Below are 22,552 nucleotides of genomic sequence, written 5' to 3'. Positions count from 1 at the left end.
CGCATGAGCGAGAAGCCCACGCTGAAGTCCGCCTATCTCATCTCGGGCAGCGATCGCCCCAAGGTTGAACATGCGGTGCAACGCCTTCGCGCGAGGTTCCTCGACGAGGCGGTCGAGATCGTCTCCGCCCTCGAGGTCACGGGCGCGGACGTCGTCACGCTGTGCAACTCCGGCAGCCTCTTCGGTGACTCCCGACTCGTGCTCGTCACGGACGTCGACGGACGCAAGAAGGAGGATAATCGCTTTCCTACGGGCGGCTGGAAGGCAGCCGACATCGAGGCATGCGTGGCGTACCTCGCAGCGCCGGCACCTCACACGGTGCTCGCCGTGGTCGGCCTCGAGATCAAGAAGGACGCAGCGATCGCAAAGGCCTGCGTAAAGGTCGGAGATCTTCTGATCTTCGATGCCGCCAGGCGAGGCCGCGTGGCCTGGGTGGCTGAACGGTTCCGTCGGGCCGGGGTGAAGGCTGAGCCCGACGCGTGCGCACTGCTCATCCAGTACATCGGGGAAGAGGATCTCCACGGACTCGCGAACGAGATCACGAAAATCGCGACGTGGGCTCAGGGCGAGCCGATCGGGGTGGCTGAGGTCGAGCAGCTCGTCGCCCCGATCGCCGACGTCGCCCCGTTCGCGCTCACGGACGCGTGGGCCGAGCGGCGCCAGGGGCGGCTGCTCGATCTCTGCGAGACGATGTTCGAGCGATCCGACAAGTCGCGACGCGATACGGCCCCGAGGCTCGCAGCCACGCTGAACGGGCACCTCAACCGAATGCGCCAGCTCAAGCGGCTTGCTGACGACGGGGTTGCCGCGCGGGACGCTGCGCTCGCTCTCAAGATGCACCCGTTCGCCGGCGAGAAGGCGTATCGCCACGCGGAGGGATTCTCCGGCGAGGAGCTCGCGAGCGCGACGGTGCGGTTCGCGGAACTCGACCTCGCCTTGAAAGGCGGCAGTAGGCTCGCCGCCGATGTCGAGCTGCAGAGAGCGCTCATCGCGGTCAGCGCGGAGCCAGGGCAGACCTAGCGGAGCGCGCGGCCGCATCCGCTGACGACGCCGATGAGGCGTCGAGGACTAGGCGGCGGTCGTTGTCACAAGACGAGCTGCCTGGGCCTTCTTGCGCCCGGCGGTGTTCTTGTGGATCGAACCGTTCGACGCGGACTTGTCGATCAGGCGGACGAGCGCGAGATGCTCGGCCGCGATGAGATCGGCATCGCCTGCTACAACGGCTGCTTCGAGCCGCTTGGTCAGCGTTTTGATCGTCGAGCGGTAGCGGAGGTTCTCGTCCCGCTGGCGGACGGCGACCAGGACGCGCTTTTTCTGTTGCTGAATGTTCGGCATCTACCCTCGAGCGTAGGAATGCCCGCAGCTTGCGGGCGAAACGATGGTAGCAGAGCGCTGAGGCGGCCTGAGCGCTGACGCGAGCCTGCGGTTCATGCGAAGGTGAGGGGCGTGTCCGCGCCGAATTCGACCGGCATGACCGACGCTGCCGACCCCGGGGGAGTGCCTTCGCCCGATCCTGCCGCCGGGCTTCACCGCAAGCTCGCCCGCTCGACACTCGTCTTTTCGGTGGCGACAGGGGTCTCTCGCGTGCTCGGCCTCGTGCGCGAAATGGTCGCGGCGTACTACTTCGGGGTCACCGGCGCGATCAATGCGTTCACGGTTGCGTTTCAAATCCCTAATCTCGTGCGCGCGTTGCTCGCTGACGCTGCTCTCTCTGGGGCGTTCGTCCCCGTCTTCAGCGACCTGCTCGAGAAGGGCGAGCGCAAGCGAGCCTGGCGTGTCGCCTCGACGATCTTCTGGCTTGTCCTCCTCGTACTCGGTGCACTCACGGCGCTCTTCATTCTCGTCGCGCCACTGTTGATCAGACCATTCGGCGTTCCCGACGGCGACTTCGACCTCGCCGTTGGTCTCTCGCGGATTCTGTTCCCGATCGTCGTCTTGCTCGGATTGAGCGGCGTCATCGTCGGGATCCTCAATACGTACGACCACTTCACGGTTCCGGCGCTGACGCCGATCGCCTGGAACCTCGCGATCATCGTCGGTCTCTGGCTCGGCGTGCCGCGCGTCTCCGGCGAGAATGCCCAGCTCTACGTCTATGCGGGGGCGATCCTCGTGGGCACGGTAATCCAGCTCCTCCTGCCGGTTCCGTGGCTCCGGGGTCTCGACGGGCGACTCCAGGTCGTGATCGACTGGCGCGATCCGGCAGTCCGGCGGTTCTTCAAGCTGATGCTGCCCGTCACGCTGACGCTCGGGCTGATCAACATGAACGCCGTCATCGACACGCTGTTCGCATCGCGCCTACTCGATCCCAACCTCGCGCCCGCAGCGATCAACGCGGCATTCCGCCTCTACATGCTTCCGCAAGGCATGTTCTCGGTTGCGGTGGCGACGGTGCTGTTCCCTGCGCTTGCCCGCTACGCCGCTCAAAACGACCTCGACGCGTTCCGTTCGACTATCAGCACGGGGCTGCGCCAGATCGCGTTCTTGCTGATCCCGGCTTCGATCGTGTCGGCCGTCCTCGCGCAGCCGATCGTGCGGCTCGTCTACGAGCGGGGTGAGTTCACGGCGACCGATGTCACCGTCGTTGCCGCATGCCTCGCGGCGTTCTCGCTCGGCCTCGCCTTCAACGGGTGGATGCTGATGCTGAGCCGCGGGTTCTACGGGTTGCAGTCGAACTGGATTCCGACCGTGGTCGGAGTCGGCACGCTCGTCCTGAACGCCGCGCTCGATGTGGCGCTCTACCGCGTCGGCATCTGGGGCATCCCGCTTGCGACGTCGCTCGTGAACATCGCCGGTGTGGCATGTCTCGTCTTCTTCCTCCGGCGCCGCGTCGGTGGCGTCGACCTGGCGCGGATCATCGATGCCGTGGTTCGGGTGACCCTCGCGTCGATCGTCCTCGGTGCGGCTGCGTTCGGCGTCTGGTACGGCCTCGACCAGGCTCTCGGGCGTTCGACGGTCGCCCAGATCATCTCGCTCGGCTCCGCTCTCGCGCTCGGAGCGATCGTGTATCTGGCGGCATGTCGTGCACTCCGGGTCCGGGAGACCGATGTCCTTCGCCAGGCGATCTCGCGGCGCGCCGGCTGACGCAGCCACCGCTCGCTTTTCGGTCTCTACGGAGTACTCTCGGGACGATGATCACCCCGGCAACGCCAGACGACAGCCCACGCGTCGCGGCTCTTCTCAGCGCCGTCTTCGATGATCGTGTGATCACGGCCGCGGGGATGCGCTACCGCCGGGAGAGCGCACCGACCGAGGATAGGGTCGGCTACTGGCTCGCAGAGCACGCCGGCGAGGTAGTCGGCTGGGCTGTCGGTGGGATCGATGCCTTCGCCTCTGTCCGGACGACAGCCTTTGCGGGAATCGCTGTCCACCCGGAGCATCGCGCCAGGGGGATCGGCTCCGCGCTCTGGGATGTCCTCTCGGCACACCTCGATGAGATCGGAGCCCGTCGCATCGTCGCCCACAGTCGAGCCGACGCCGACGCAAAGGCGTTCGTCGGCAGATGTGGATTCGGCCTCGCGGGAACCATCACCGGATTGGCTGTCGACCCTAGGAGTGTTGCTTCACTTGCTCGAGTACCGCCGGGGATCGAGATCGCGACTCTGGGGGCATTCGCCGACGACCCGGAACGTGTCTTCGTGGCGGACTATGAGAGCTTCCTCGACGAGCCCGGGCCGGGCGACGCGTCCGGCATGACGTACGAGAGCTGGCGCCGCCTCACCTGGGACAACCCCGAGTGTGACCGCGAGTTGAGCTCCGTTGCTGTCGCAGCCGGCGTTCCGGTGGGCGTTTCGTTCCTGGACTCCGACCGCGCGACCGGACGGGCTGTGAACGTCGGCACAGGAGTGACTCCCGCGTTCCGAGGGCAGAGGCTTGGCCTGCTGATGAAGCAGCGTTCGCTTGCGGCTGCCGCCGAGGCCGGGATCGTCAGAGTCATCACCCAGAACGACGAGACGAACGCGCCAATGATGGCAATCAACGAGCGGCTCGGCTACCGGCCTTTCTCCTCCGGGTGCAGCTGGGTGCTCGAGCGCTGAGGTGATGGGCTCGCGTACCGTTGCCTCGTCCGGATGGGAGCGGCCGGCGGCATTCGGCGATCCCGTGTCCAGGGGTCGGCTGCGGTGAGTCCACTGGAACGACGCAATCGTGCCAGTTCGCTCGTCCACCGGAGCCGTAGGGGCTGGCACGACGTTGCTGGATACGGTGAGCGTGATCGATGCTCGCGAGTGCTCCACAGGCTCCGAGTCCTGCGGGCGGCTCTCTAGCCCACCGTGCTCGCGATGAGGCCAACCAGAGCACACGACGCAACGATGTCGATGACGCCCACGTTGAAGCGTACGACAGAGACGAAGGCGGCCACAGCGAGGGCGACGACGAGCCAGTCCGGCTGCCCGTCAACGACGGCGGCGTGGCGTGCGACGAAGACTCCCAGCGCCGCAATCACGCCGACGACGGCGATCGTTATGCCATTGAGCGAAGAAGCGAATGCCCCCGTCGCGCGGACCCGATCGATCAGCGGTGCACCGCTAATGATGAAGACGAACGAGGGGGCGAAGGTGCACAGCGTTGCGATCGTGGCACCTGCGAGCCCCCAGGCGAGTCCGCCCTCGACGTTGTAGCCGGCGAGGAACCCGACGAAGGTGTTGACCATGATGAGAGGCCCTGGAGTGGATTCGCCCAAGGCGAGGCCGGCGACCATGTCGTCGGCTGTAAGCCACCCGAACCGATCCACCGCCGCGTCAGCCACGAACGGGAGCACCGCGTAGGCGCCGCCGAAGGTGACGAGCGCAGCGAGCGTGAAGAATCCAGCGAGTTCCGCGACGAGGCCCCCGATGAGGAGCAGGATGGTGAGGGGGATCAGCCAGACGAGGATCGTCCTGATGAACCGGCGCCGTAACCCGCTTTCCAGACGGACGGGGTCGAAGTCGTCGTCTGTGTGGCTCGACGGCGTACGCAAGAGGGTCGGCCGGTAGCGCGCCACCACATAACCGGTCAGTGCGGCCGTCGCAATGATCGCCAGGAACGGGACTCCCACGATCAAGAGCGCAAACGCGATCAAGGCCATCGCGAGCGCGGTCGGCGTCCGGATCACCCGCTGGCCGACTCGGATCACCGCCGCCGCGACAAGAGCGATTACAGCGGCGCCGAGGCCACGCACGACGCCCTCCACGGCTGCGACCTCGCCGTACTCGACGTAGACGGCGCTCATCAGGCACAGAAGGACGAACGAGGGCAGTACGAACAGTCCTCCGGCCGTCATCGCTCCGCGGACTCCGTACATCGAGTAGCCGATGTACGAGGCAAGCTGTTGCGCCTCCGGCCCCGGCAGCGCCATGCAGAAGTTGAGCGCGTGGATGAAGCGGCGTTCCGAGATCCAGCCGCGCTTCTCGACAAGCTCGTCGTGCATGATCGCGACCTGCCCTGCAGGACCACCGAAGCTGATCATTCCGAGCCTCAGCCAGAACCGAAGTGCTTCGCTCTCCGTCGGCAGCGTCGTCGACCCGATCTCGTCGGGAGGGTCGTTTGCTGCCACGGTCGCGAACTCTACGGCGTTGATCACCTTCGCGCTCGGTCTCCGCAATCGCTTCTCCCGCCATGATCGAGCCAGTTTCCACATGGCAACCGGATCGCCATCCACCCGACAGCCGACAGTCGACACGCGCCCTGTGCACGCGGCCCCGTGAACGCGGGCGCGCCCGTCGCCGGGAAGCTCCTTCACTTCCGGCAGAGTGACTCACGAGGACGAGAAATCGTGACTCCTACTGCACGAGGGGTGGATCGGCGGCTCGCGAGAACGGGCCGAGATCCAGGCAAAACCGCATGACAGCTAGCATCCGGGCCTGATTCCCATGGACCAGAGCCGCATCCGCAACTTCTCCATCATCGCCCACATCGACCACGGGAAGTCGACCCTGGCCGATCGTATTCTCCAGCTCACCGACACCGTTGCCGACCGCGACATGCGGGAACAGCTGCTCGATTCGATGGATCTCGAGCGCGAGCGGGGAATCACGATCAAGGCGCAGGCGGTGCGGGTCGCCTGGAAGGGCCACCAGCTCAATCTCATCGATACGCCGGGACACGTGGACTTCACCTACGAGGTCTCGCGGTCGCTCCAGGCATGTGAAGGGGCCGTACTCGTCGTCGATGCCGCGCAGGGCATCGAGGCGCAGACGCTCGCGAACGCCTACCTCGCAATCGAGAACAACCTCGAGATCGTCCCCGTCGTGAACAAGATCGACTTACCGTCGGCCGATCCCGACGGCGCAGCGAACGAGGTCACGCAGCTCCTCGGCGGCGATGCTGCCGACGTCGTTCGCATCTCGGCCAAGACCGGCATCAACGTCGACCAGGTTCTCGACGCAATCGTGGAGCGGATCGCGGCGCCCGCCGGTGACCCCGACGCGCCCGCCCGCGCTCTCATCTTCGACTCGTCGTATGACCAGTATCGCGGCGTGATCGCGTTCATCCGCGTCGTCGACGGCACCTTCGAGACCGGAGCGCCGCTTCGGGCGATGGCGCTCGGCACTCAGTTCGACGCGGAGGAGCTCGGGTTCATGTCGCCGTCGCGCGTCCCGGTCAAGGCACTCGTCGCGGGCGAGGTGGGCTACGTGATCACGGGCTTGAAGGACGTCTCCGCGTTGCGCGTCGGCGACACGCTGACGACGCGCCGGGGAGCGGCGGCCGAGGAGCCACTGCCCGGCTACAAGGAAGTCAAGCCGATGGTCTTCGCAGGCCTCTTCCCGAGTGATTCCGACGAGTACCCCGAGCTGCGCGACGCGCTCGAGCGCCTCAAGCTGAACGACGCTGCTCTCTTCTACGAGCCCGAGACGTCGCAGGCACTCGGGTTCGGCTTCCGATGCGGGTTCCTCGGGCTCCTGCACATGGAGATCGTGCGGGAGCGCCTCGAGCGCGAGTTCGATCTCGACCTGATCGTGACCGCACCGAACGTCGCATACCGTGTGCTCGAACGTAACGGCGAGTGGCGCGAGGTGCACAACCCGTCCGAGATGCCGGCTGAGCTGGAGGAGGTCGAGGAGCCCTATATCCGGGCGTCGATCATCGTCCCGAAGGAGTACGTCGGGACGATCATGGAGCTCAACAACGAGCGCCGAGGCACCTTTGATCACCTCGAGTACCTCTCGCCGGAGCGGGTGCACCTCATCTACGAGCTGCCACTTGCGGAGGTCGTGCTCGACTACTACGACCAGCTGAAGTCGCGGACGCGTGGCTACGCGAGCTTCGACTACGACCTCTCAGGTTTCCAGAGTGGCAAGCTCGTGCGAGTCGACGTGCTCGTCGGTGGTGAGCCTGTCGATGCGCTCTCACTGATCATTCATCGCGAGTTCGCCTACGACCGTGGCCGGCTCCTCGTCGAGAAGCTGCGTGAGGAGATCCCGCGGCAGATGTTCGACGTCCCGATCCAGGCTGCAATCGGGTCTCGCGTAATTGCCCGCGAGACCGTCAAGGCGCGCCGCAAGGACGTGCTCGCGAAGTGCTACGGCGGCGATATCTCGCGCAAGCGCAAGCTCCTCGAGAAGCAGAAGAAGGGCAAGAAGCGGATGAAGCAGGTCGGCGGGGTGGAGGTCCCACAGGAGGCATTCCTCGCCGTGCTCAACCTCGACGGGGACAAGAAGAAGTAACACGTGGTTGTCGGCCCGAGCCGCTCGTCGTCTGGATCAAACGGCGCTTTCGGGGTCGGAAAGGCAGCGGTGGCCGAGGCGCTCGCGCCGCTGCTGCCCGATGCGGGCCTCGTGAAAGTGGCGAAATGACCTGGAGCGACGTTGTCACGATTGCCGAGGCGCTGCCCGAGGTGGAGGTCGGAACCGGATACGGGACGCCCCCGCTACGGGTGCAGGGGAAGTGCATGGGCCGCTTGCGGGAGGACGGCAAGACGCTCGCGATCCGCTGTGATCCCGATGAACGGCCGCTCCTGCTCGAAACGCAGCCCGACTGTCTCTTCCTGGCGCCGCACTACGGCAACTGGCCGATGGGGCTCGTCGCGCTCCCGCACGCGTCGCTCGACCTCGTTCGAGGGCTCGTCGAGGACGCATGGGCCGAGTGCGCGCCACGGAAGCTGGTCAGGGCCTATCGCACCGCCCGAGGTGGGGCCCAGTGACGAACAACCCGAGAGCGCGACATCTGTACGTGCACCTCCCGTTCTGTGTTCACCGATGTGGCTACTGCGATTTCGTCACGGTCGTCGGCCGGATCGATCAGCACGAGGCTTACGCCGATGCGCTACTTGCCGAACTCGCAAGCGAGAGCGGTTCGTTGGCCGACGCGGTCGACACCGTCTTCGTCGGCGGTGGAACCCCGACGTTCACCGAGCCCGACACGTTGCGCAGGATCCTCGCAGCGCTGCCGCCGGCGACGGAGGTGACCGTGGAGGCGAACCCCGAGACCGTGACGCCGGAGCTTGCCGCGATCCTTCGTGAGGGCGGCGTGAACAGGATCTCGCTCGGCGCCCAGACCTTTGCCCCACGACTCCTCGGGGTGCTCGAGCGCGTTGCCGGTCCGGACGACATCCGACGTGCGATGCATACTCTTCGTGATGCCTCGTTCGACAACATTTCACTCGACCTCATCTACGGCATCCCGGGGCAGGAGCCCCCCGATCTCGACAATGACCTCGCGGAGGCTCTGGCCCTCGCGCCGGAGCACCTTTCACTCTACGAGCTCGAAGCAAAGCCAGGGACGCGGTTCACCCGTGCCTGGGGCACCGAGCTCGTGCGGCAGTCAGAGGCGATGGAGGGATACTTCGAGCGCGTCGTCGAGACGCTGAGGGGCGCGGGCTATCGCTGGTACGAAACGGCGAACTTCTGCGTCTCGGGCGACCGCGCGGGCGGGCGTGATCTCCGCGCACAACACAACCTGGGCTACTGGCAGGGGCGCGATTACCTCGGTGTCGGGATCGGGGCGGTCTCGACCCTCGGTGAGCAGCGGCGACGGAACGGCGCTTCGATTGGCCGCTATCTCGGCGCCCTCGGGAAGGACGGGGACGGCGGCGCGCCCCCGCGCGAGCTCGAGCAGCTCGAGCCGCTGACGAAGGCGCAGGAACGGCTCATGCTGGGGCTCCGCCTCGACGAACCGCTCCCGCTCACCGGGGTCGAGCACGCAATCGACCGCCTCGGCCTCGAACGGATGGTGGCCGGCGGCCTCGCAGTCGTCCACGGCGAGTCGGATGTCAATGATCGACGGTCGCTGTCGCTGACGGATCGCGGCCGCTTCCTGGGCGGAGGCGTCACCGCCGAGCTGCTTGCCTGAGCAATGGCCTCTCGTAGCCGCGAGCACCGGTAGCGTCCCGCCATGGAATCCGCCCGACCGTTCGTTCCCGCAGGCTTCGAGCCGCCGTTACGACTCGAGACGCCGGCGTTCGTCCTCGAGCCACTCGGCCCGCAGCACAACGAGGCCGACTACCGAGCGTGGACGGGGTCGTTGGAACACATCCGCGCGACACCGGGGTTTGCGGGTCGATCGTGGCCGCACGCGATGACGCTCGCCGAGAACCTGGCCGACCTCGAGATGCACGCTCGTCACTTCGTGGAACGGTGCGGGTTCACGTACACGGTGCTCGAACGGTCGGCGGGCGACGTGGTCGGGTGCGTCTATATCTATCCCCTGGGAACAGCGGATGCGGATCGATCGTCGAACCGGACGCACGACGATGCGCTCGTTCGCTCGTGGGTCACGGAAGCCCACGCGGGCCTCGACCGTTCGGTGTGGGTTGCCGTCACGGAGTGGCTCAGCAGGGAATGGCCGTTCGAGCGGGTCGCGTACGCGTCTCGGGATTGAACGAGCGGATCGGAGGATCGAAGCCGCCCTCGGAGACGGAGGCCTTCCCCGATAGGATCCACTGACCATGGAACCGCTCTCCTCCCGCAGGCGCGAGATCCTGCGACGGGTGGTCGAAGAGCATGTCGCGACCGGCCAGCCCGTCGGGTCGAAATCGCTCGTCGAGCGAGCGGGCATGGACGTCTCCTCGTCGACCGTCCGCAGCGAGCTCGCCGAGCTAGAGGCGCTCGGCCTCCTGACGCATCCCCACACCTCTGCCGGACGCGTTCCCACCGAGAACGGGTATCGGGTCTACGCGGAGGAGCTCGTCGACTCGCTGCACGAGCGGCCCGATCCGCCCGTCGTCGATGTCGCTGCGGTCAGAAGTGAGCTCGAGGAGGCGCTTCGATCGACGACCGAGACGCTCTCCCAGGCCACGCGGCTTCTTGCGCTCGTCTCGGCGCCCGCGCTCGAGTCTGCTTCGGTGCGCCACGTCGACGTGCTCCAGCTGCAACCACGGGCAGTGATCGTCGTCGTCATCACATCCACGGGAGGGGTCACGAAGAGGGTCCTCGAGCTCGAGCAACCGGTCGATCCCGGGCTCGTCGAGTGGGCGCGGAGCTACCTCGACGAGCAGATCGTGGGACTCCGGCTCGGTTCTGCGACGCTCCGTCGGCGACTCGAGGATCCAGCCCTGCCGTATCATGAGCGCTCGTTCCTGCTCAGACTCCGCGCTGCCTTCGTCGACGCCGTTGCGTCCGACGGGCCGCAACTCTACGTCGGCGGTGCGGCCGGACTGCTCGGTGAGGCGCGGGGGGCCGAGCTCGAGGCCTGCCAGCACCTCCTCGACGTCCTCGAGCGGCGAGCCGCCGTGCTCGAGCTCCTCTCCGACGCGCTCGATCCGCGGCGCACCGTCGTCCGCATCGGCCCGGAGGTCGACGGCGGCCAGTTGCACGACGTCTCCTACGTCGGCGCGACGTACGGGATCGCAAGTCGCTCGCTCGGCTCGGTTGCGCTGCTCGGGCCGCTGCGGATGGACTACGACAAGGCGATTCGTGCCGTTCGTGCCGCTGCGTTGGAGCTCTCGCGTCTCGTCGAGGACGTCTACGAGGACGAATAGGTGGTCAACCAGGCTCGGTTCGAGGGAAGCCGAGCCGTCGTCGCGATGTGCTGGACTGTCGGTACCCAGCAGCTCACATGGGGATTGTGATCCATCGAAGGTCTTTCGGATTGTTGGTTGGCTCACCGTGCCCGTGGCGTTCACTGTCGGGGCGGCAGGGTCGTCATCACACGTTGCAGATCGGTCGATCGGCGCACGCTGCCCGGTCGTCACGGTTCCGGCACGACCAGTGGCAGCGAATGCAGGCCCCGGCCCGGACGGCTTCAACTACGGGAATGGCCGCCTGCGCGTGCACCTGTGGTCAAACGGTGTCCTTCGAGCCGGAACCCTCCCCGGCGGCGGCTCGATTGCGACCATCAGCCGCGATGGCTCGATTCACGCGAAGGTGGGCTGGTGGGTTCGCGATGTCGCAAAGCTTTCGATCATGGGGCGGCGTCTCGACCGGGCAGCCCCACCCCTCCGGTCTCACGTGCCGTCCGGGTACGGTCCGGCCGACGACATCGGCGCGTCACTCGGCTTCCAGCCAACAGGTCTCACTTTCCCGACGGCCGGCTGCTGGCACGTCGTCGGAAACGCCGGAAACGCCCGGGTGACGTTCGTCGTCGAGGTCACGGCGCTGCAGTAGACGACGCACTCCGAGTCCTGGCGGGGCTATCCGTCGGCGACTGCCGGTACCCTCGACTCTCTGATGGCGACGGCTGAACGCGACTACTACGAGATCCTCGGCGTCGACCGGGAGGCGCCGGACGCCGACATCAAGCGCGCTTTCCGGAAGCTAGCGCGCGAGCTCCATCCGGACGTATCGGAGGCCCCGGACGCCGAGGAGCGATTCCGTGAAGCGGCCGAGGCGTACGAGGTCCTTTCAGATCCGGAGCGGCGCGCCACCTATAACCGGTACGGGCGCGAGGGGCTGCGCGGTGGCGGATTCGCCCCGGCCGACTTCGACCTCGGCAACCTCTCGGACATCTTCGGCGCCTTCTTCGGTGAGTCGCTCTTCGGCCAGGCCGCCCACCCCGGTGGCCCGAGCCGCGGCGGGGACGTCACGGCGAGCGCCGAGATCACGCTCACTGAAGCCTTCACCGGCGTCACCGAGAACGTCTCGACCCGCGTCGCGAGCACCTGTGAAACGTGTGACGGAAACGGGGCTGCGCCCGGGACGTCGCCGCGCATCTGCGACGTGTGCGGCGGTGCCGGCCGCGTCCAGCAAGTGTCACAGAGCGTCTTCGGCCAGTTCGTTCGAACCGGTGCCTGCCCCAGCTGCGAGGGAATCGGAAGCGTCGTCGAGACGCCCTGCGAAACGTGCGACGGCGTCGGCCGCACGCTTCACGACCGCGAGATCGACATCGACGTTCCGGCCGGAATCGAGGATGGGCAGAGAATCCGCGTGCGGAACGAAGGGCACGCCGGTGCTCTCGGCGGGCCAAACGGCGATCTCTTCCTCCAGGTGCGCGTCACCCCGCTGCCGGGGCTCGAACGAGACGGAGCCGACCTTCACACGGCCGTCGAGCTCACCATGACCGAGGCGGCTCTCGGTACCGCGTTAATGGTGCCCGGGCCTGTGGGTGAGATCGAGGTCGAGGTCCCCGCGGGCACGCAGCCCGGCCACGTCATCGTTCTCCGGGGCCAGGGGATGCCGTCCCTCGAGGGACGCCGTCGCGGTGCGTTCCACGCGCACGTCCGTGTTCACATCCCCCGGCGACTCGACGATGAGCAACGCACGCTCGTCGACCAGCTCGGCGAGGCGCTCGGCGAGGAGGCCTATCAGGACGACGGGGACAATGGGGAAGACGGCGGATTCTTCGGGCGGATCAAGAACGCCTTCCGCTGACCATGCCAGGCCTTGCTCCGCACGAGCGCCGAAGCGGGCTGCTGATCCCGGTGGACGCCGACTCCCTGGTCGGTGATTTCCGCAACCGCTACAACGCGGCCACCGTCGCTCGGGGATTGCCGCCGCACGTAACGATCCTCTTCCCGTTCGCACGGGGTGCGAACGTCTCGGAGACGTACGACGCCGTTCTCACTGCTCACTTCGCCACCTTCGGGCCGTTCGAAGCCGAGTTGACGGGCGTGGGGCAGTTCGACCGATTCGTCTGGCTCGCTCCGGAGCCCCGCGAGCGCTTCGTCGACCTAATCGGGTCGACGTGTAGCCGCTTCCCCGAGTTCCCACCCTATGAGGGCGAAGGTGGCGAGCCGGAGCCTCATCTCACGATCGCGGCTGTCGATGCTTCGGCAGCGACGGAGCCCATCACCGGCATCGCCCGCTGCGAGCTGCAACCACTGCTGCCGTTCCGCTTTACCGTCGACAGCGTCTCGTTGTTCGAGGAGCGGGAAGATGCAACCTGGCGCGCTACGGCGCGGTACGGGCTCGGATGACCGACGGCGTCGTTCGCGTCTCCGTGCAGGTGCCGCTCGAGCGTTCCGAAGAGGCCTGGGCCCTTGCGCTCGATCTCTCGCCCGGCGGCTTCGAGGAGTCCGAGGATGGCCAGACGCGCACACTGTCGCTCTACGTCGACGAAGGAGCGGTAGCCTCGATCGAGGCTACCTTCCCCGTCGTCGAGGTGACCCGGGTCGAGCCGGGATGGGAGGACGCGTGGCGGGCCTTCCACAAGCCCGCACGCGTTGGCGGCCTTTGGATCGGTTCGCCGTGGGAGCAGCCAGAGCCAGGCGAACGGGCGGTCGTTATCGACCCGGGTCGCGCGTTCGGAACGGGCGCTCATCCAACGACACGCGCCTGCGTCGAGCTCCTCGCGCGGTCGGCGAGAGGTTCGCTCCTCGACATCGGCTGCGGCTCGGGTGTGCTGTCGATCGCTGCCGCGCGCCTCGGGTTCGGCCCGATTCGGGCCGTCGACAACGATCCGGTCGCGGTCGAGACGACGATCGCGAATGCAGCAGCGAACCACGTCACGATCGAGGCGTCGCTCCTCGACGGCGAGATCGACGTACTTCCGGTGCTGGAGACGACCGTCGCGAACGTTCTCCTCGCCCCGGTCGAAACGATCCTCTCGCGGCTCGAAAGCGGCATCGTGATCACGTCCGGCTACCTCGACACCGATCATCCCCTCGCGCCGGGCTGGCGCTCGGCCGAACGTGTCACGCTCGACGGCTGGGCGGCCGATCGCTTCGAGCGAGAGGTCTAGCCGCTCGCCTTTCCCGGCGCATCGTCGAGCGGCACGACCGGATCGCCGATCCGCATCGTCCCGCCGCCGAGAATGTCTGCACGCAGACCCGCTCGGCGCACGAGCGCCCGCAATGAACCCGCGGGAGAGAGTGATTGCAGGTGCGAGCACGGTTCCGCAAGACGGCGTCCTACGCACTCGACCTCGCCGATCCGGAACCGGCGGTCGACGAGGGCGTTGAGGTGGATCCCCTTGGTGACCACGTTTCTCCGTGCCTGTTCCCACGTGATCTCGATGCCGTCGGTGCGCACTCCCTCGAGCGCCTCGGATTCGACGAGCGTCAACTGATAGCCCCGTCCCGTTCCCGAGAAGGTTCCCACGGAGTCCGCGTACCGGTCTCCCAGGATCCCCCGACCGGCGACAGCACGCGCCTCGTCGACGCAAACCAGCGCGGCGGTCGCGGCGGGTGCGATCAGCAGGGCGGCGACGATGCCGTTCGCTTCGGGAGCTGCACCATAGGGTGACGACGGCGCGAGGCCCAGATCCAACGGAGCGAGGACGACAGCCTCGACGATCGAATCATTGGTCCGAAAGGCTCCGGACGGATCGAGGACGGGGCCTGAGGGCGCACCGAACATCAGCACGGCGTCCCGCAGACCGCCGTCCCGCGCCGTCGTCGCGATCCAGTACCCGGGCCACTCGAATCCGGTGGGATCGGCGATCGGCACGAGGCCGAGGTTCCGTGCGGCGAGCCAGTGACGCCAGAAGATCTCCGGGTCGAACTCGGGTCGCGGGAGTTCATCCTCAGCGACGTCGAGCGCGCCCGCGAGGCACGCGCGAAACGATGGTTCCGATCCGACCATCCCGCCAGGATAATGAGCGACGCGCGCTCGATCCAGTTCCCGTCTGGAACGTCTACGCTCTCTGATCGATGGCGACCTTCACGACTCGGTTCCTCGGCTGCAAGGTGTCGTTCGCCGACGAGCAGGCGATCCGGGAACGGCTGCTTGCCGACGGGCACACCGAGTCGCGCGGCGCTGCCGACGTTGCCGTCATCAACACCTGTTGCGTGACGAACGAAGCCGTCGCGAAGTCGCGGCAGGCGGCGGCGCAGGCCGCTCGAACGCACTCGCGCGTCTATGTCACTGGCTGCGCTGCCAACCTCTCGAGTAACGCCTTCGCAGGTATGCCCGGCAACGTCGAGGTCGTCGCGCGCCGCAGTGAGGACATCGTCGAGACCATCGCAGGCGACGTCGGAGCGATCGCGTGCGTTCAGGCCGATCATCGGCTCGAGCGCGTTCGAGCCTTCGTGAAGATCCAGGACGGCTGCTCTTTCTCCTGCGCGTTCTGCGTCATCCCACTGGTCCGGGGCGGAACGCGGAGCCGGACCGCGGACGCAGTCCTGGCCGAGATCCGCCGCCGGGTCGCCCAGGGGCACCACGAGGTCGTGCTCACCGGCGTGAACCTCGGGTGCTTCCGAGATCGCGTCGCCGGGCTCACGCTTGGCGGCCTGATCAGGGAGGCAGGCGCTATTGACGGTCTCGCGCGTCTCCGGCTCTCGTCGATCGAAATCAACCACGTAACGCTGGAACTGGTCGACGCGATGCGCGACACTCCGATCGTGGCTCGGCACCTCCATATACCGCTCCAGTCGGGCGACGACGGTGTCCTGCGGGCAATGGGCCGCCGCTACTCCATTGGCCAGTATCGCGCACGCCTCGAGGGCTGTGACCAATTCAACCTCACGACCGACGTGATCGTCGGCTTCCCGACCGAAGACGACCGTGCCTTCGAGAACACGCTGGAGGCGATCGCGGAGATCGGGATCACCAAGGTTCACGCTTTCCCGTACTCGCCACGGCCCGGGACACGCACCGCCGGGGAAGATCCCGTCGCGCCGCAGGTCAAGCGGGAGCGAAGCGCACGTCTTCGCGCCGCTTCTGACACCGCGTGTCGAGCCCGCTGGGCGAGTCGGGTGGGCAGCGAGGACATCGTCCTCGTCGATCGACCGGGCCTCGGTTACGCGGACGACTACACGCCGTGGTTCGTCGAGGCGCCCGTCGGTTCGCTCGTCCGGGCTCGTGCCACCGGCGTGACGAACGACGGAGTGCTGGCGGAGGCTCTGTGACCGACTGCCTGTTCTGTCGACTCGTCGAAAGCGGTGACCATGTTCTCTCAACCGACGAGTTCGTCGCGATCCGCGACATCGCACCTGCGGCGGAGACGCACCTGCTCGTCCTGCCCCGCCGCCATATCGACACGTTCCGTGACATTGCCGCGTTTCCGGACGACGAGGCCGCCCGGATGCTGCGGTTCGTGGCCGACGCGGCGGCGTCCGAGGAGCTCGACGACTACCGCCTGATCGTCAACGTCGGGCCTGGCGCGGGTCAGACCGTGTTCCATCTCCACTGGCACGTTCTCGGCGGAAAACTGCTCCCCGGGTTCCATTGAGCGGAAATTGCGGGCAGACTGTCACCGTGCAACTCATTTCGACGATCGAGGACGAGATCAAGCAGGCGCGACTCGCGCGGGACAACGACCGTCGCGACGCGTTGACCCTGATCCTTTCCAGCCTCCGTTCCGCCGAGAAGGACCTCCAGCGGCCGCTGTCGGAGGACGAGGAGCTGCAGGTCCTGCAGCGGGAGCGCAAGAAGCGCGTCGAGGCGTTCGCCGCGTTCGAGGCCGCCGGACGTGAGGAGCAGGCCGACAAGGAAGACTTCGAACTGGAAGTGCTCGAGGAGTTCATGCCCGAGCCGCTCTCCGACGACGAGATCGACGAGATCGTGGACGACGTTATCGCCGAGGTCGGCGCCACGTCGCTGCGTGACATCGGCCGCGTGATGGCTGATGTGATGCCGCAGATCTCCGGTCGCGCGGACGGCTCGGCCGTCAGCCAGATCGTCCGCGAGAAGCTCGCGTAGGGGACGGGCGCATGCCCGTTCCGGAAGCGTCGGTCTGGACCGATTCCGCCTGGCGCGCCACCGCTGACCGCTGGGTCGACGATCAGCTCGCGCGCCTCGAGCTCGAGCCAACCGGGGAGGGCGAGCGGATCCACGACCGGCCGTGGTCGACGGTAATCCGCGTTCCGACGCGCGGCGGGGCCGTCTTCTTCAAGGCAGTGATACCGGTGCTCCGTCACGAGGCAGGGCTGACGGAGCTCCTCGGCCGGCGGCGACCCGACTGCGTTCCGCCGCCGCTCGCGGTGAACCGAGACGAGGGATGGCTGCTCCTCGAGGATGGCGGCCAGACGCTGCGTTCGATCGTCGAGGCAGATCGGGGGATCGGGCGCTGGCGCGACGTCCTCGCACTCTATGCGAGCCTGCAGATCGACCTCGCCCCCGACCTGCCGGAACTGCTCGAGCTCGGCGTCCCCGACCTCCGGCTCGCCGAGTTGCCTGCCCGGTTCGAGGCGCTGCTCGCCGCGATCGGCGACCGCCTCCCCGACAACGAGCGCCGGCGTCTCGAGGCTTCTCTGCCCTGGGCGAACGCCGCCTGCGAGGAGCTTGCCTCGGCAGGCATCCCGGAGACGATCCAGCACGACGACCTACACGACGCGCAGGTATTCGTCCGCGACGGCTGCTACCGCCTTCTCGACTGGGGTGACGCATGTGTCTCGCACCCTTTCTTCACCCTCGCGGTAACGCTCGACGGCGTGATCCAGTGGGGCGCCGACGACGTGGAGGCATCTGAGCCGACAGAGGTGTACCGCGACGCCTACCTGGCGCCGTTCCGCAGCCTCTCGGCTGCAGACCTGGTTGACCTGTCCGCGACGGCGCGTAAGCTCGGGTGGCTTTGCCGAGCGGTCAACAGCCGTCTTTCTCAGCCGAGCGTCGAGAGCACGCGCCTGCGCCTGCGCATGTATCTCGACGGTCGCGCGTAGGATAGGCGGCATGGCTCTCGAACGCCCACAGATCGACATGCCGGAAGGCGACATCCCATTCGACCTCGTGATCGAGGACATCGTCGTTGGCGACGGTGAGGAGGCCACGAGCGGCCACAAGGTCTCCGTGCACTACGTCGGCGCCGCCTTCTCCACGGGCGAGGAGTTCGATGCGTCGTGGAGCCGCGATCAGGTGTTCGAGTTCAAGCTCGGCAAGGGCCAGGTGATCCCGGGGTGGGACGCGGGCGTACAGGGCATGAGGGTCGGCGGTCGGCGAAAGCTTACGATCCCATCCGCCATGGCCTACGGCGCCCGCGGCGCCGGCGGCGTGATCGCCCCGCACGAGCCGCTCGTGTTTGTGGTCGACCTGCTCGCGGTTGGCTGAGCCGAGCTCCGAGACTCCTGCGTCCGGGGTAGGCGGCTCCGTTCGCGCCGACACCTACACTTCGAGCCATGCAAGACGTCATCGTCGTCCCGAATGAAGTAGCCGCGGAGCTCGCAGGAGTCACCGACGGCGTGCTCGATTCGCTGCGCGAGCGACTCGGCTGCTCGATCTCGCTGCGCGGGAACAAGCTCACGCTCGACGGTGACGACGTTCACGTGGTGGCCGCTCGCGCGGTGGTCGACGAGCTCGTCGAGCTCGTCGAGAGTGGGCACGCGATCGGCCCGGACACGGTGAGCGCCGTCGCCGCAGCACTCGATCAGTCGGCCGACATCCGCGACATCTTCGAGGACGTCGTCTGGCGCCACCGGGGCAAGAAGATCGCCCCGAAGACCGTGACGCAGAAGAAGTACGTCGACTCGATCCGTTCGAGCACGGTCACCTTTGGGATCGGCCCTGCGGGGACGGGGAAGACGTACCTCGCAATCGCCCTCGCCGTCGCGGCCCTGAGCGAGAAGCAGGTCGGGCGCCTCATTCTCACGCGTCCTGCGGTCGAGGCCGGGGAGCGTCTCGGGTTTCTCCCGGGCGACATGCTCGCCAAGGTCGACCCGTACATGCGGCCCCTCTTCGACGCGCTCTACGACACCATGGATCCCGACCGCCTGACGGCCTACATGGAGCGAGGCACGATCGAGGTCGCGCCGCTCGCCTTCATGCGCGGCCGTACCCTCAATGACTCGTTCATCATCCTCGACGAGGCCCAGAACACGACGCCGGAGCAGATGCAGATGTTCCTGACGCGGCTCGGCTTCGGCTCGAAGATGGTGATCACGGGCGACATCACCCAGGTCGACCTGCCTCGAGAGCAGGCGTCGGGGCTGATCCAGGTGCGCGACATCCTGCGTGACGTCGACGGGATCGGGGTGGTCGAGTTCGGGCATGCGGATGTCGTCCGCCACAAGCTCGTGCAGCGGATCGTCGAGGCGTACAAGCTGCACGCCGAAGAGACCGGCACCGCCCGCAAGAAGTGATCGAGGTCGAGCTAGAGAATCGGAGTGGCGTTGACGTCGACGAGTCCGGCGCAGTGGCGCTCGCCTGCCACGCCCTTGCCGAGGAGGGCCTCCATGCCGCCGAGCTCGGGCTCGCGTTTGTCCCTCCCGACGAGATCCGCGCCCTGAAGTCGGAACATCTCGGGATCGACGAGCCAACCGACGTTCTTTCGTTCCCGATCGACGGTCTGGACGATCTACCCGAGGGAGTTCCGCGAGCCCTTGGCGACGTTGTGATCTGCCCGCAGGTGGTGGGTGACGACTGGCGATGGCCCCTCGTGCACGGGATCCTCCACCTGCTCGGGTACGAGCACGGCGACCAGATGGAGCGCCGCGAGCAGGAGATCCTGGAGCGAGCAGCGTGAGTCCGATCCCCGGCCGCCGCCCACCCTCGATTCTCGAGAGCTTCAACGTCGCCTTCGAGGGGATCATCCACGTCCTCCGCACGCAGCGAAACATGCGGATCCACTTTCTCATCGCCGGAGCTGTGCTGATCGCCGCTCTCGCGGTCGACGTCTCCAAGATCGAGCTGATCGTGTTGCTTCTGTCGATCTCGTTCGTGTTGATCGCCGAGATGGTCAATACGGCAATCGAGGCGGCTGTTGACATCGCGTCGACGTCATTCGACCCCATGGCGAAGCTCGCGAAGGACATCGCGGCGGGCGCAGTGCTGATCGCTTCCGTCAACGCGCTGGCGGTCGGGTACCTCGTCTTCTCCGGCCAGGTTGCCGATCGCTCGAACGACTTCCTCGACCGGCTCTCCAAGACGCCGGCGGAGCTGACGCTCGTCGCGCTAGTCCTCGTTGTCGCTCTCGTGATCGCGATGAAGGCGCTCTCGGGACGCGGCACTCCGCTCCGCGGGGGTTGGCCCTCGGGCCACGCCGCCGTCGCGTTCGCAGGGTGGATGGCCGTGACGCTGACCCTCGACGGGTCGGAGCACCGCTTCCTCGTCTCCTCGCTCGCCTTTATCATGGCCCTGTTGGTGGCGCAGACCCGCGTCGAGGCGGGTGTCCACTCCACCCTCGAGGTCGTCACCGGCGGTACTCTCGGCGCCATCGTGACGTTCGCAATCTTCCAGGTGTTCGCGGCATGACCGACGAGGAGCTCCTCGCGCGCGCGGACGCTATTGCGGCGCGTGCTTACGCGCCGTACTCGAACTTCAACGTCGGTTGCGCCGTGCTCACCCGCGACGGAGTAGTCATCGAGGGCGTCAACGTCGAGAACGCCGCCTATCCGCTCGGAGTCTGCGCCGAGAGAACGACCTTCTCGCGCGCGATCGTTCAGGGGTACTTGCCCGGTGATTTCACGGTGGCTGCGATAACAGCCTCTCCCTGCGGGGGGTGCCGCCAGTGGCTCGCCGAGATGCAGGTCGAGCGCGTCGTCTTTCGCAACGGCGGTCGGCTCGTGCACATGACCGTGGACGAGCTGCTGCCCGAGCAGTTCGACGCCGGCGAGCTCGCGTGAGATCAGGCTTCGTCGCCGTCGCCGGGCGGCCGAACGTTGGCAAGTCGACCCTCGTCAATGCCCTCTGTGGCGACAAGGTCGCGATCACCTCGAACGTCCCGAACACGACCCGACGCCGCATCTTCGGCGTCGCGAACGGCCCCGACTGGCAGCTCGTACTCGCCGACCTTCCTGGCTTTCAGCGGCCCATGGATGCACTCACCGAGCGAATGCAGCACACCGTCGACTCGTCCTTCGAGGACATCGATGTCGTCTTGCTCGTCCTTTCGGCGCGCGACCGGATCGGCGCCGGAGACCGCTACGTCGCGCGCCGCGTCTTCGGTCTCGGGATTCCGGTGATCATCGCGCTGAACAAGATCGACAACCTCAAGCTCGGCCATGTCGCGTCGCAGATGAAGACCGCGGCCACGCTGGGTGATTTCCACGCGCTCCACCCGGTGAGCGCTGTGACGAAGGATGGGGTAGACGAGCTCCGCGGGGATCTCGTCCATCTCCTGCCAGAGGGGCCGATGTATTTCCCGGTCGACCAGACAACCGATCTCACGATCGAGAATCGCGTCGCCGAAGTGATTCGCGAGAAAGCACTCCACCTCACGCGCGACGAGGTTCCGCACGCCATCACGGTCGTCGTCGAGGAGATCGGCGACAAGGTCGTGCAGGCGTTCCTGCTCGTCGAGACTGAGTCGCAGAAGGGCATCCTGGTGGGGAAGAAAGGCGCAATGGTGCGAGAGATCGGTCAGCGTGCGAGGCCGGAGGTCGAGCATCTCGTCGGGCATCCGGTGTTCCTGGAGCTGATCGTGCGTGTGCGCTCGAAGTGGCGCCGTGACGCAAAGATGATCGAGCGCCTCGGGATGTAGGGTCGGGTCTTGCAATCACGCATTCGCGATGTTGCAATGCAAGACCTGACCCCGCACTCCGCCGTCAGTGGCACCGCTGCAGGTCGGGTGCGATCTTGAGGATCACTCGCTCCGAGGTGATGTTGCCGGGGTCGAAGTCGCGGCCGCGGTACTTCTGCGATAGCGCGTCGATGTGCGCGCGCGCCTTCGGGCCACGGGTCGTTTCCACGACGCGCCCCCGCACCTCGCCGTACGTGTAGGGATCGTCCTTCACCCAGATCATCACCGTCACGCGCGGGTCGCGCTCGACCGCCTTGAACTTCGCGCGGTGCACCTCGGTGTTGATCAGGACTTGGTCGTCGTCGGCGTCGACCCACATGACGTGCGTCATCGCGTCCCCCGATAGGAGCCGCACCGTGAACGCGGCGAAGTTTGCGGCTTGCGCAAGGTCGCGAATCGTCGGATCGAGTGCGCCGGCGATTACTTCTGGTCGTTCATCTCGTTGGCGCCGACGCGCTCGGCGAGCGCGCGTGCCACTTTGAGCCAGAGGTCGGGCATCCGGTTCAGCAACTCGAGGAAGGCGCGATCGGTGATCACCAGCACGTCGAGGTCGGTCAGCGCCGTCACCGTCGCAGTCCGCGGCACTTTGGAGAGAAGCGCCATCTCACCGACGAAGTTCCCCGGGCCGAGCGTGGCGACCTTGCGACCCTTGCGCCGAACCTCGACTTCGCCCTCGACGATCATGAAGAACTCGCGGCCCCGCTCGCCCTCCTCGATCAGCACCTTGCCGGCGCGGAGATCGAGCTCATCGGCGATCTGCGCGATGTTCTGGAGATCCTTCTTCGAGCACTGCTCGAAGAGCGGCACCCGCTGGAGGAGATCGGTCTTGCCGGAAGCGCCGAGGCCCATGGCGGGCACTCTATAGCGGCAGAAG

The 22,552-nt window shown here is 66.8% G+C and carries 27 protein-coding genes; 22 read left to right on the top strand and 5 right to left on the bottom strand.

All coding sequences use genetic code 11. The features are described from left to right. Nucleotides 1-3 precede the first annotated feature (3 nt). Nucleotides 4-1,020, top strand: a complete 1,017-nt coding sequence (gene holA / locus ABIR74_RS06940; protein WP_348176371.1) for a DNA polymerase III subunit delta — start codon at nucleotides 4-6, stop codon at nucleotides 1,018-1,020. 48 nt (nucleotides 1,021-1,068) lie between these two features. Here the strand turns inward: holA and rpsT are convergent, their stop codons facing one another. Next, on the bottom strand, nucleotides 1,069-1,335 hold the full coding sequence (gene rpsT / locus ABIR74_RS06935) for a 30S ribosomal protein S20 (protein ID WP_348176368.1): 267 nt from the start codon (nucleotides 1,333-1,335) through the stop codon (nucleotides 1,069-1,071). Between the two features lie 111 nt (nucleotides 1,336-1,446). On the opposite strand from rpsT, the gene murJ reads away from it, so the two are divergent. Next, complete coding sequence (gene murJ / locus ABIR74_RS06930) at nucleotides 1,447-3,081, top strand: murein biosynthesis integral membrane protein MurJ (protein ID WP_348176365.1); 1,635 nt, start codon at nucleotides 1,447-1,449, stop codon at nucleotides 3,079-3,081. A 47-nt stretch (nucleotides 3,082-3,128) separates the two neighbouring features. Then, complete coding sequence (locus ABIR74_RS06925) at nucleotides 3,129-4,034, top strand: GNAT family N-acetyltransferase (protein WP_348176362.1); 906 nt, start codon at nucleotides 3,129-3,131, stop codon at nucleotides 4,032-4,034. A 224-nt stretch (nucleotides 4,035-4,258) separates the two neighbouring features. Here the strand turns inward: ABIR74_RS06925 and chrA are convergent, their stop codons facing one another. Continuing rightward, on the bottom strand, nucleotides 4,259-5,530 hold the full coding sequence (gene chrA / locus ABIR74_RS06920; RefSeq protein WP_348176359.1) for a chromate efflux transporter: 1,272 nt from the start codon (nucleotides 5,528-5,530) through the stop codon (nucleotides 4,259-4,261). A 316-nt stretch (nucleotides 5,531-5,846) separates the two neighbouring features. Here chrA and lepA point away from each other — a divergent pair, with 316 nt between their 5' ends. From lepA to ABIR74_RS06875, 9 genes are all read left to right on the top strand, one after another. Further along, nucleotides 5,847-7,640, top strand: a complete 1,794-nt coding sequence (lepA, locus tag ABIR74_RS06915) for a translation elongation factor 4 (RefSeq protein WP_348176356.1) — start codon at nucleotides 5,847-5,849, stop codon at nucleotides 7,638-7,640. Between the two features lie 125 nt (nucleotides 7,641-7,765). Beyond that, a complete protein-coding gene (locus ABIR74_RS06910) occupies nucleotides 7,766-8,116 on the top strand; it encodes an MmcQ/YjbR family DNA-binding protein (protein ID WP_348176354.1) in 351 nt (116 codons plus the stop codon). Beyond that, nucleotides 8,113-9,264 (top strand): radical SAM family heme chaperone HemW, encoded by a 1,152-nt coding sequence (gene hemW / locus ABIR74_RS06905; protein WP_348176352.1) that lies wholly within the window; start codon nucleotides 8,113-8,115, stop codon nucleotides 9,262-9,264. The genes ABIR74_RS06910 and hemW overlap by 4 nt, the downstream gene beginning before the upstream one ends. Before the next feature lie 42 nt (nucleotides 9,265-9,306). Beyond that, nucleotides 9,307-9,792, top strand: coding sequence for an N-acetyltransferase (locus tag ABIR74_RS06900; RefSeq protein ID WP_348176349.1), 486 nt, complete (start codon nucleotides 9,307-9,309; stop codon nucleotides 9,790-9,792). A 67-nt stretch (nucleotides 9,793-9,859) separates the two neighbouring features. Next, the gene (gene hrcA / locus ABIR74_RS06895) at nucleotides 9,860-10,891 is read left to right on the top strand and encodes a heat-inducible transcriptional repressor HrcA (protein WP_348176347.1); all 1,032 of its coding nucleotides are present in this window, start codon (nucleotides 9,860-9,862) and stop codon (nucleotides 10,889-10,891) included. Nucleotides 10,892-11,024: 133 nt separating this feature from the next. After that, nucleotides 11,025-11,516: a hypothetical protein gene (locus ABIR74_RS06890; RefSeq protein WP_348176344.1), complete on the top strand. Its 492-nt coding sequence runs from the start codon at nucleotides 11,025-11,027 to the stop codon at nucleotides 11,514-11,516. A gap of 63 nt (nucleotides 11,517-11,579) precedes the next feature. After that, nucleotides 11,580-12,719, top strand: coding sequence for a J domain-containing protein (locus tag ABIR74_RS06885; protein ID WP_348176342.1), 1,140 nt, complete (start codon nucleotides 11,580-11,582; stop codon nucleotides 12,717-12,719). Nucleotides 12,720-12,721: 2 nt separating this feature from the next. After that, entirely contained in the window at nucleotides 12,722-13,264 is a 543-nt protein-coding gene (locus ABIR74_RS06880; RefSeq protein WP_348176339.1) for a 2'-5' RNA ligase family protein, read from the top strand. Beyond that, the gene (locus tag ABIR74_RS06875) at nucleotides 13,261-14,028 is read left to right on the top strand and encodes a 50S ribosomal protein L11 methyltransferase (RefSeq protein ID WP_348176336.1); all 768 of its coding nucleotides are present in this window, start codon (nucleotides 13,261-13,263) and stop codon (nucleotides 14,026-14,028) included. The genes ABIR74_RS06880 and ABIR74_RS06875 overlap by 4 nt, the downstream gene beginning before the upstream one ends. Here ABIR74_RS06875 and ABIR74_RS06870 read toward each other — a convergent pair. Beyond that, complete coding sequence (locus ABIR74_RS06870) at nucleotides 14,025-14,870, bottom strand: MOSC domain-containing protein (RefSeq protein ID WP_348176334.1); 846 nt, start codon at nucleotides 14,868-14,870, stop codon at nucleotides 14,025-14,027. The genes ABIR74_RS06875 and ABIR74_RS06870 overlap by 4 nt on opposite strands. Before the next feature lie 68 nt (nucleotides 14,871-14,938). Here ABIR74_RS06870 and ABIR74_RS06865 point away from each other — a divergent pair, with 68 nt between their 5' ends. The 10 genes from ABIR74_RS06865 (at nucleotide 14,939) to era (ending at nucleotide 21,639) form a co-directional block, all read left to right on the top strand. Further along, the gene (locus tag ABIR74_RS06865; RefSeq protein ID WP_348176332.1) at nucleotides 14,939-16,135 is read left to right on the top strand and encodes a MiaB/RimO family radical SAM methylthiotransferase; all 1,197 of its coding nucleotides are present in this window, start codon (nucleotides 14,939-14,941) and stop codon (nucleotides 16,133-16,135) included. Further along, a complete protein-coding gene (locus ABIR74_RS06860; protein WP_348176329.1) occupies nucleotides 16,132-16,458 on the top strand; it encodes an HIT domain-containing protein in 327 nt (108 codons plus the stop codon). The genes ABIR74_RS06865 and ABIR74_RS06860 overlap by 4 nt, the downstream gene beginning before the upstream one ends. Nucleotides 16,459-16,484: 26 nt before the next feature. Next, the gene (locus ABIR74_RS06855; protein WP_348176326.1) at nucleotides 16,485-16,928 is read left to right on the top strand and encodes a GatB/YqeY domain-containing protein; all 444 of its coding nucleotides are present in this window, start codon (nucleotides 16,485-16,487) and stop codon (nucleotides 16,926-16,928) included. 11 nt (nucleotides 16,929-16,939) lie between these two features. Beyond that, nucleotides 16,940-17,887 (top strand): phosphotransferase, encoded by a 948-nt coding sequence (locus tag ABIR74_RS06850; protein WP_348176323.1) that lies wholly within the window; start codon nucleotides 16,940-16,942, stop codon nucleotides 17,885-17,887. 10 nt (nucleotides 17,888-17,897) lie between these two features. Beyond that, nucleotides 17,898-18,272 (top strand): FKBP-type peptidyl-prolyl cis-trans isomerase, encoded by a 375-nt coding sequence (locus ABIR74_RS06845; protein ID WP_348176321.1) that lies wholly within the window; start codon nucleotides 17,898-17,900, stop codon nucleotides 18,270-18,272. Between the two features lie 68 nt (nucleotides 18,273-18,340). After that, on the top strand, nucleotides 18,341-19,300 hold the full coding sequence (locus ABIR74_RS06840) for a PhoH family protein (RefSeq protein WP_348176318.1): 960 nt from the start codon (nucleotides 18,341-18,343) through the stop codon (nucleotides 19,298-19,300). Then, on the top strand, nucleotides 19,297-19,683 hold the full coding sequence (ybeY, locus tag ABIR74_RS06835) for an rRNA maturation RNase YbeY (RefSeq protein ID WP_348176315.1): 387 nt from the start codon (nucleotides 19,297-19,299) through the stop codon (nucleotides 19,681-19,683). The genes ABIR74_RS06840 and ybeY overlap by 4 nt, the downstream gene beginning before the upstream one ends. Beyond that, on the top strand, nucleotides 19,680-20,411 hold the full coding sequence (locus ABIR74_RS06830; protein WP_348176313.1) for a diacylglycerol kinase: 732 nt from the start codon (nucleotides 19,680-19,682) through the stop codon (nucleotides 20,409-20,411). Before ybeY ends, ABIR74_RS06830 begins: the two co-directional genes overlap by 4 nt. Next, nucleotides 20,408-20,782, top strand: coding sequence for a cytidine deaminase (gene cdd / locus ABIR74_RS06825; protein WP_348176310.1), 375 nt, complete (start codon nucleotides 20,408-20,410; stop codon nucleotides 20,780-20,782). The genes ABIR74_RS06830 and cdd overlap by 4 nt, the downstream gene beginning before the upstream one ends. Then, a complete protein-coding gene (gene era / locus ABIR74_RS06820) occupies nucleotides 20,779-21,639 on the top strand; it encodes a GTPase Era (protein WP_348176308.1) in 861 nt (286 codons plus the stop codon). The genes cdd and era overlap by 4 nt, the downstream gene beginning before the upstream one ends. Before the next feature lie 64 nt (nucleotides 21,640-21,703). Here era and ABIR74_RS06815 read toward each other — a convergent pair whose 3' ends face one another. Both ABIR74_RS06815 and ABIR74_RS06810 read right to left on the bottom strand, forming a co-directional pair. Continuing rightward, nucleotides 21,704-22,075: a pyridoxamine 5'-phosphate oxidase family protein gene (locus ABIR74_RS06815; RefSeq protein ID WP_348176453.1), complete on the bottom strand. Its 372-nt coding sequence runs from the start codon at nucleotides 22,073-22,075 to the stop codon at nucleotides 21,704-21,706. Between the two features lie 23 nt (nucleotides 22,076-22,098). Further along, the gene (locus tag ABIR74_RS06810; RefSeq protein ID WP_348176305.1) at nucleotides 22,099-22,527 is read right to left on the bottom strand and encodes a cyclic nucleotide-binding domain-containing protein; all 429 of its coding nucleotides are present in this window, start codon (nucleotides 22,525-22,527) and stop codon (nucleotides 22,099-22,101) included. Nucleotides 22,528-22,552: the final 25 nt, after the last annotated feature.

The sequence above is a fragment of the Gaiella sp. genome (assembly GCF_039915195.1).
Lineage (GTDB): Bacteria > Actinomycetota > Thermoleophilia > Gaiellales > Gaiellaceae > Gaiella.
This window is presented reverse-complemented; position numbering and strand designations above follow the sequence as displayed.

Coding starts and splice junctions, on each gene's coding strand:
- ABIR74_RS06910 (WP_348176354.1), top strand. CDS start 7,766: ATGACCTGGAGCGACGTTGTCACGATTGCCGAGGCGCTGCCCGAGGTG.
- ABIR74_RS06885 (WP_348176342.1), top strand. CDS start 11,580: ATGGCGACGGCTGAACGCGACTACTACGAGATCCTCGGCGTCGACCGG.
- ABIR74_RS06845 (WP_348176321.1), top strand. CDS start 17,898: ATGGCTCTCGAACGCCCACAGATCGACATGCCGGAAGGCGACATCCCA.
- ABIR74_RS06850 (WP_348176323.1), top strand. CDS start 16,940: ATGCCCGTTCCGGAAGCGTCGGTCTGGACCGATTCCGCCTGGCGCGCC.
- ABIR74_RS06870 (WP_348176334.1), bottom strand. CDS start 14,870: ATGGTCGGATCGGAACCATCGTTTCGCGCGTGCCTCGCGGGCGCGCTC.
- cdd (WP_348176310.1), top strand. CDS start 20,408: ATGACCGACGAGGAGCTCCTCGCGCGCGCGGACGCTATTGCGGCGCGT.
- rpsT (WP_348176368.1), bottom strand. CDS start 1,335: ATGCCGAACATTCAGCAACAGAAAAAGCGCGTCCTGGTCGCCGTCCGC.
- hrcA (WP_348176347.1), top strand. CDS start 9,860: ATGGAACCGCTCTCCTCCCGCAGGCGCGAGATCCTGCGACGGGTGGTC.
- ABIR74_RS06810 (WP_348176305.1), bottom strand. CDS start 22,527: ATGGGCCTCGGCGCTTCCGGCAAGACCGATCTCCTCCAGCGGGTGCCG.
- ABIR74_RS06840 (WP_348176318.1), top strand. CDS start 18,341: ATGCAAGACGTCATCGTCGTCCCGAATGAAGTAGCCGCGGAGCTCGCA.
- ABIR74_RS06925 (WP_348176362.1), top strand. CDS start 3,129: ATGATCACCCCGGCAACGCCAGACGACAGCCCACGCGTCGCGGCTCTT.
- ABIR74_RS06900 (WP_348176349.1), top strand. CDS start 9,307: ATGGAATCCGCCCGACCGTTCGTTCCCGCAGGCTTCGAGCCGCCGTTA.
- ABIR74_RS06880 (WP_348176339.1), top strand. CDS start 12,722: ATGCCAGGCCTTGCTCCGCACGAGCGCCGAAGCGGGCTGCTGATCCCG.
- holA (WP_348176371.1), top strand. CDS start 4: ATGAGCGAGAAGCCCACGCTGAAGTCCGCCTATCTCATCTCGGGCAGC.
- lepA (WP_348176356.1), top strand. CDS start 5,847: ATGGACCAGAGCCGCATCCGCAACTTCTCCATCATCGCCCACATCGAC.
- ABIR74_RS06865 (WP_348176332.1), top strand. CDS start 14,939: ATGGCGACCTTCACGACTCGGTTCCTCGGCTGCAAGGTGTCGTTCGCC.
- ABIR74_RS06875 (WP_348176336.1), top strand. CDS start 13,261: ATGACCGACGGCGTCGTTCGCGTCTCCGTGCAGGTGCCGCTCGAGCGT.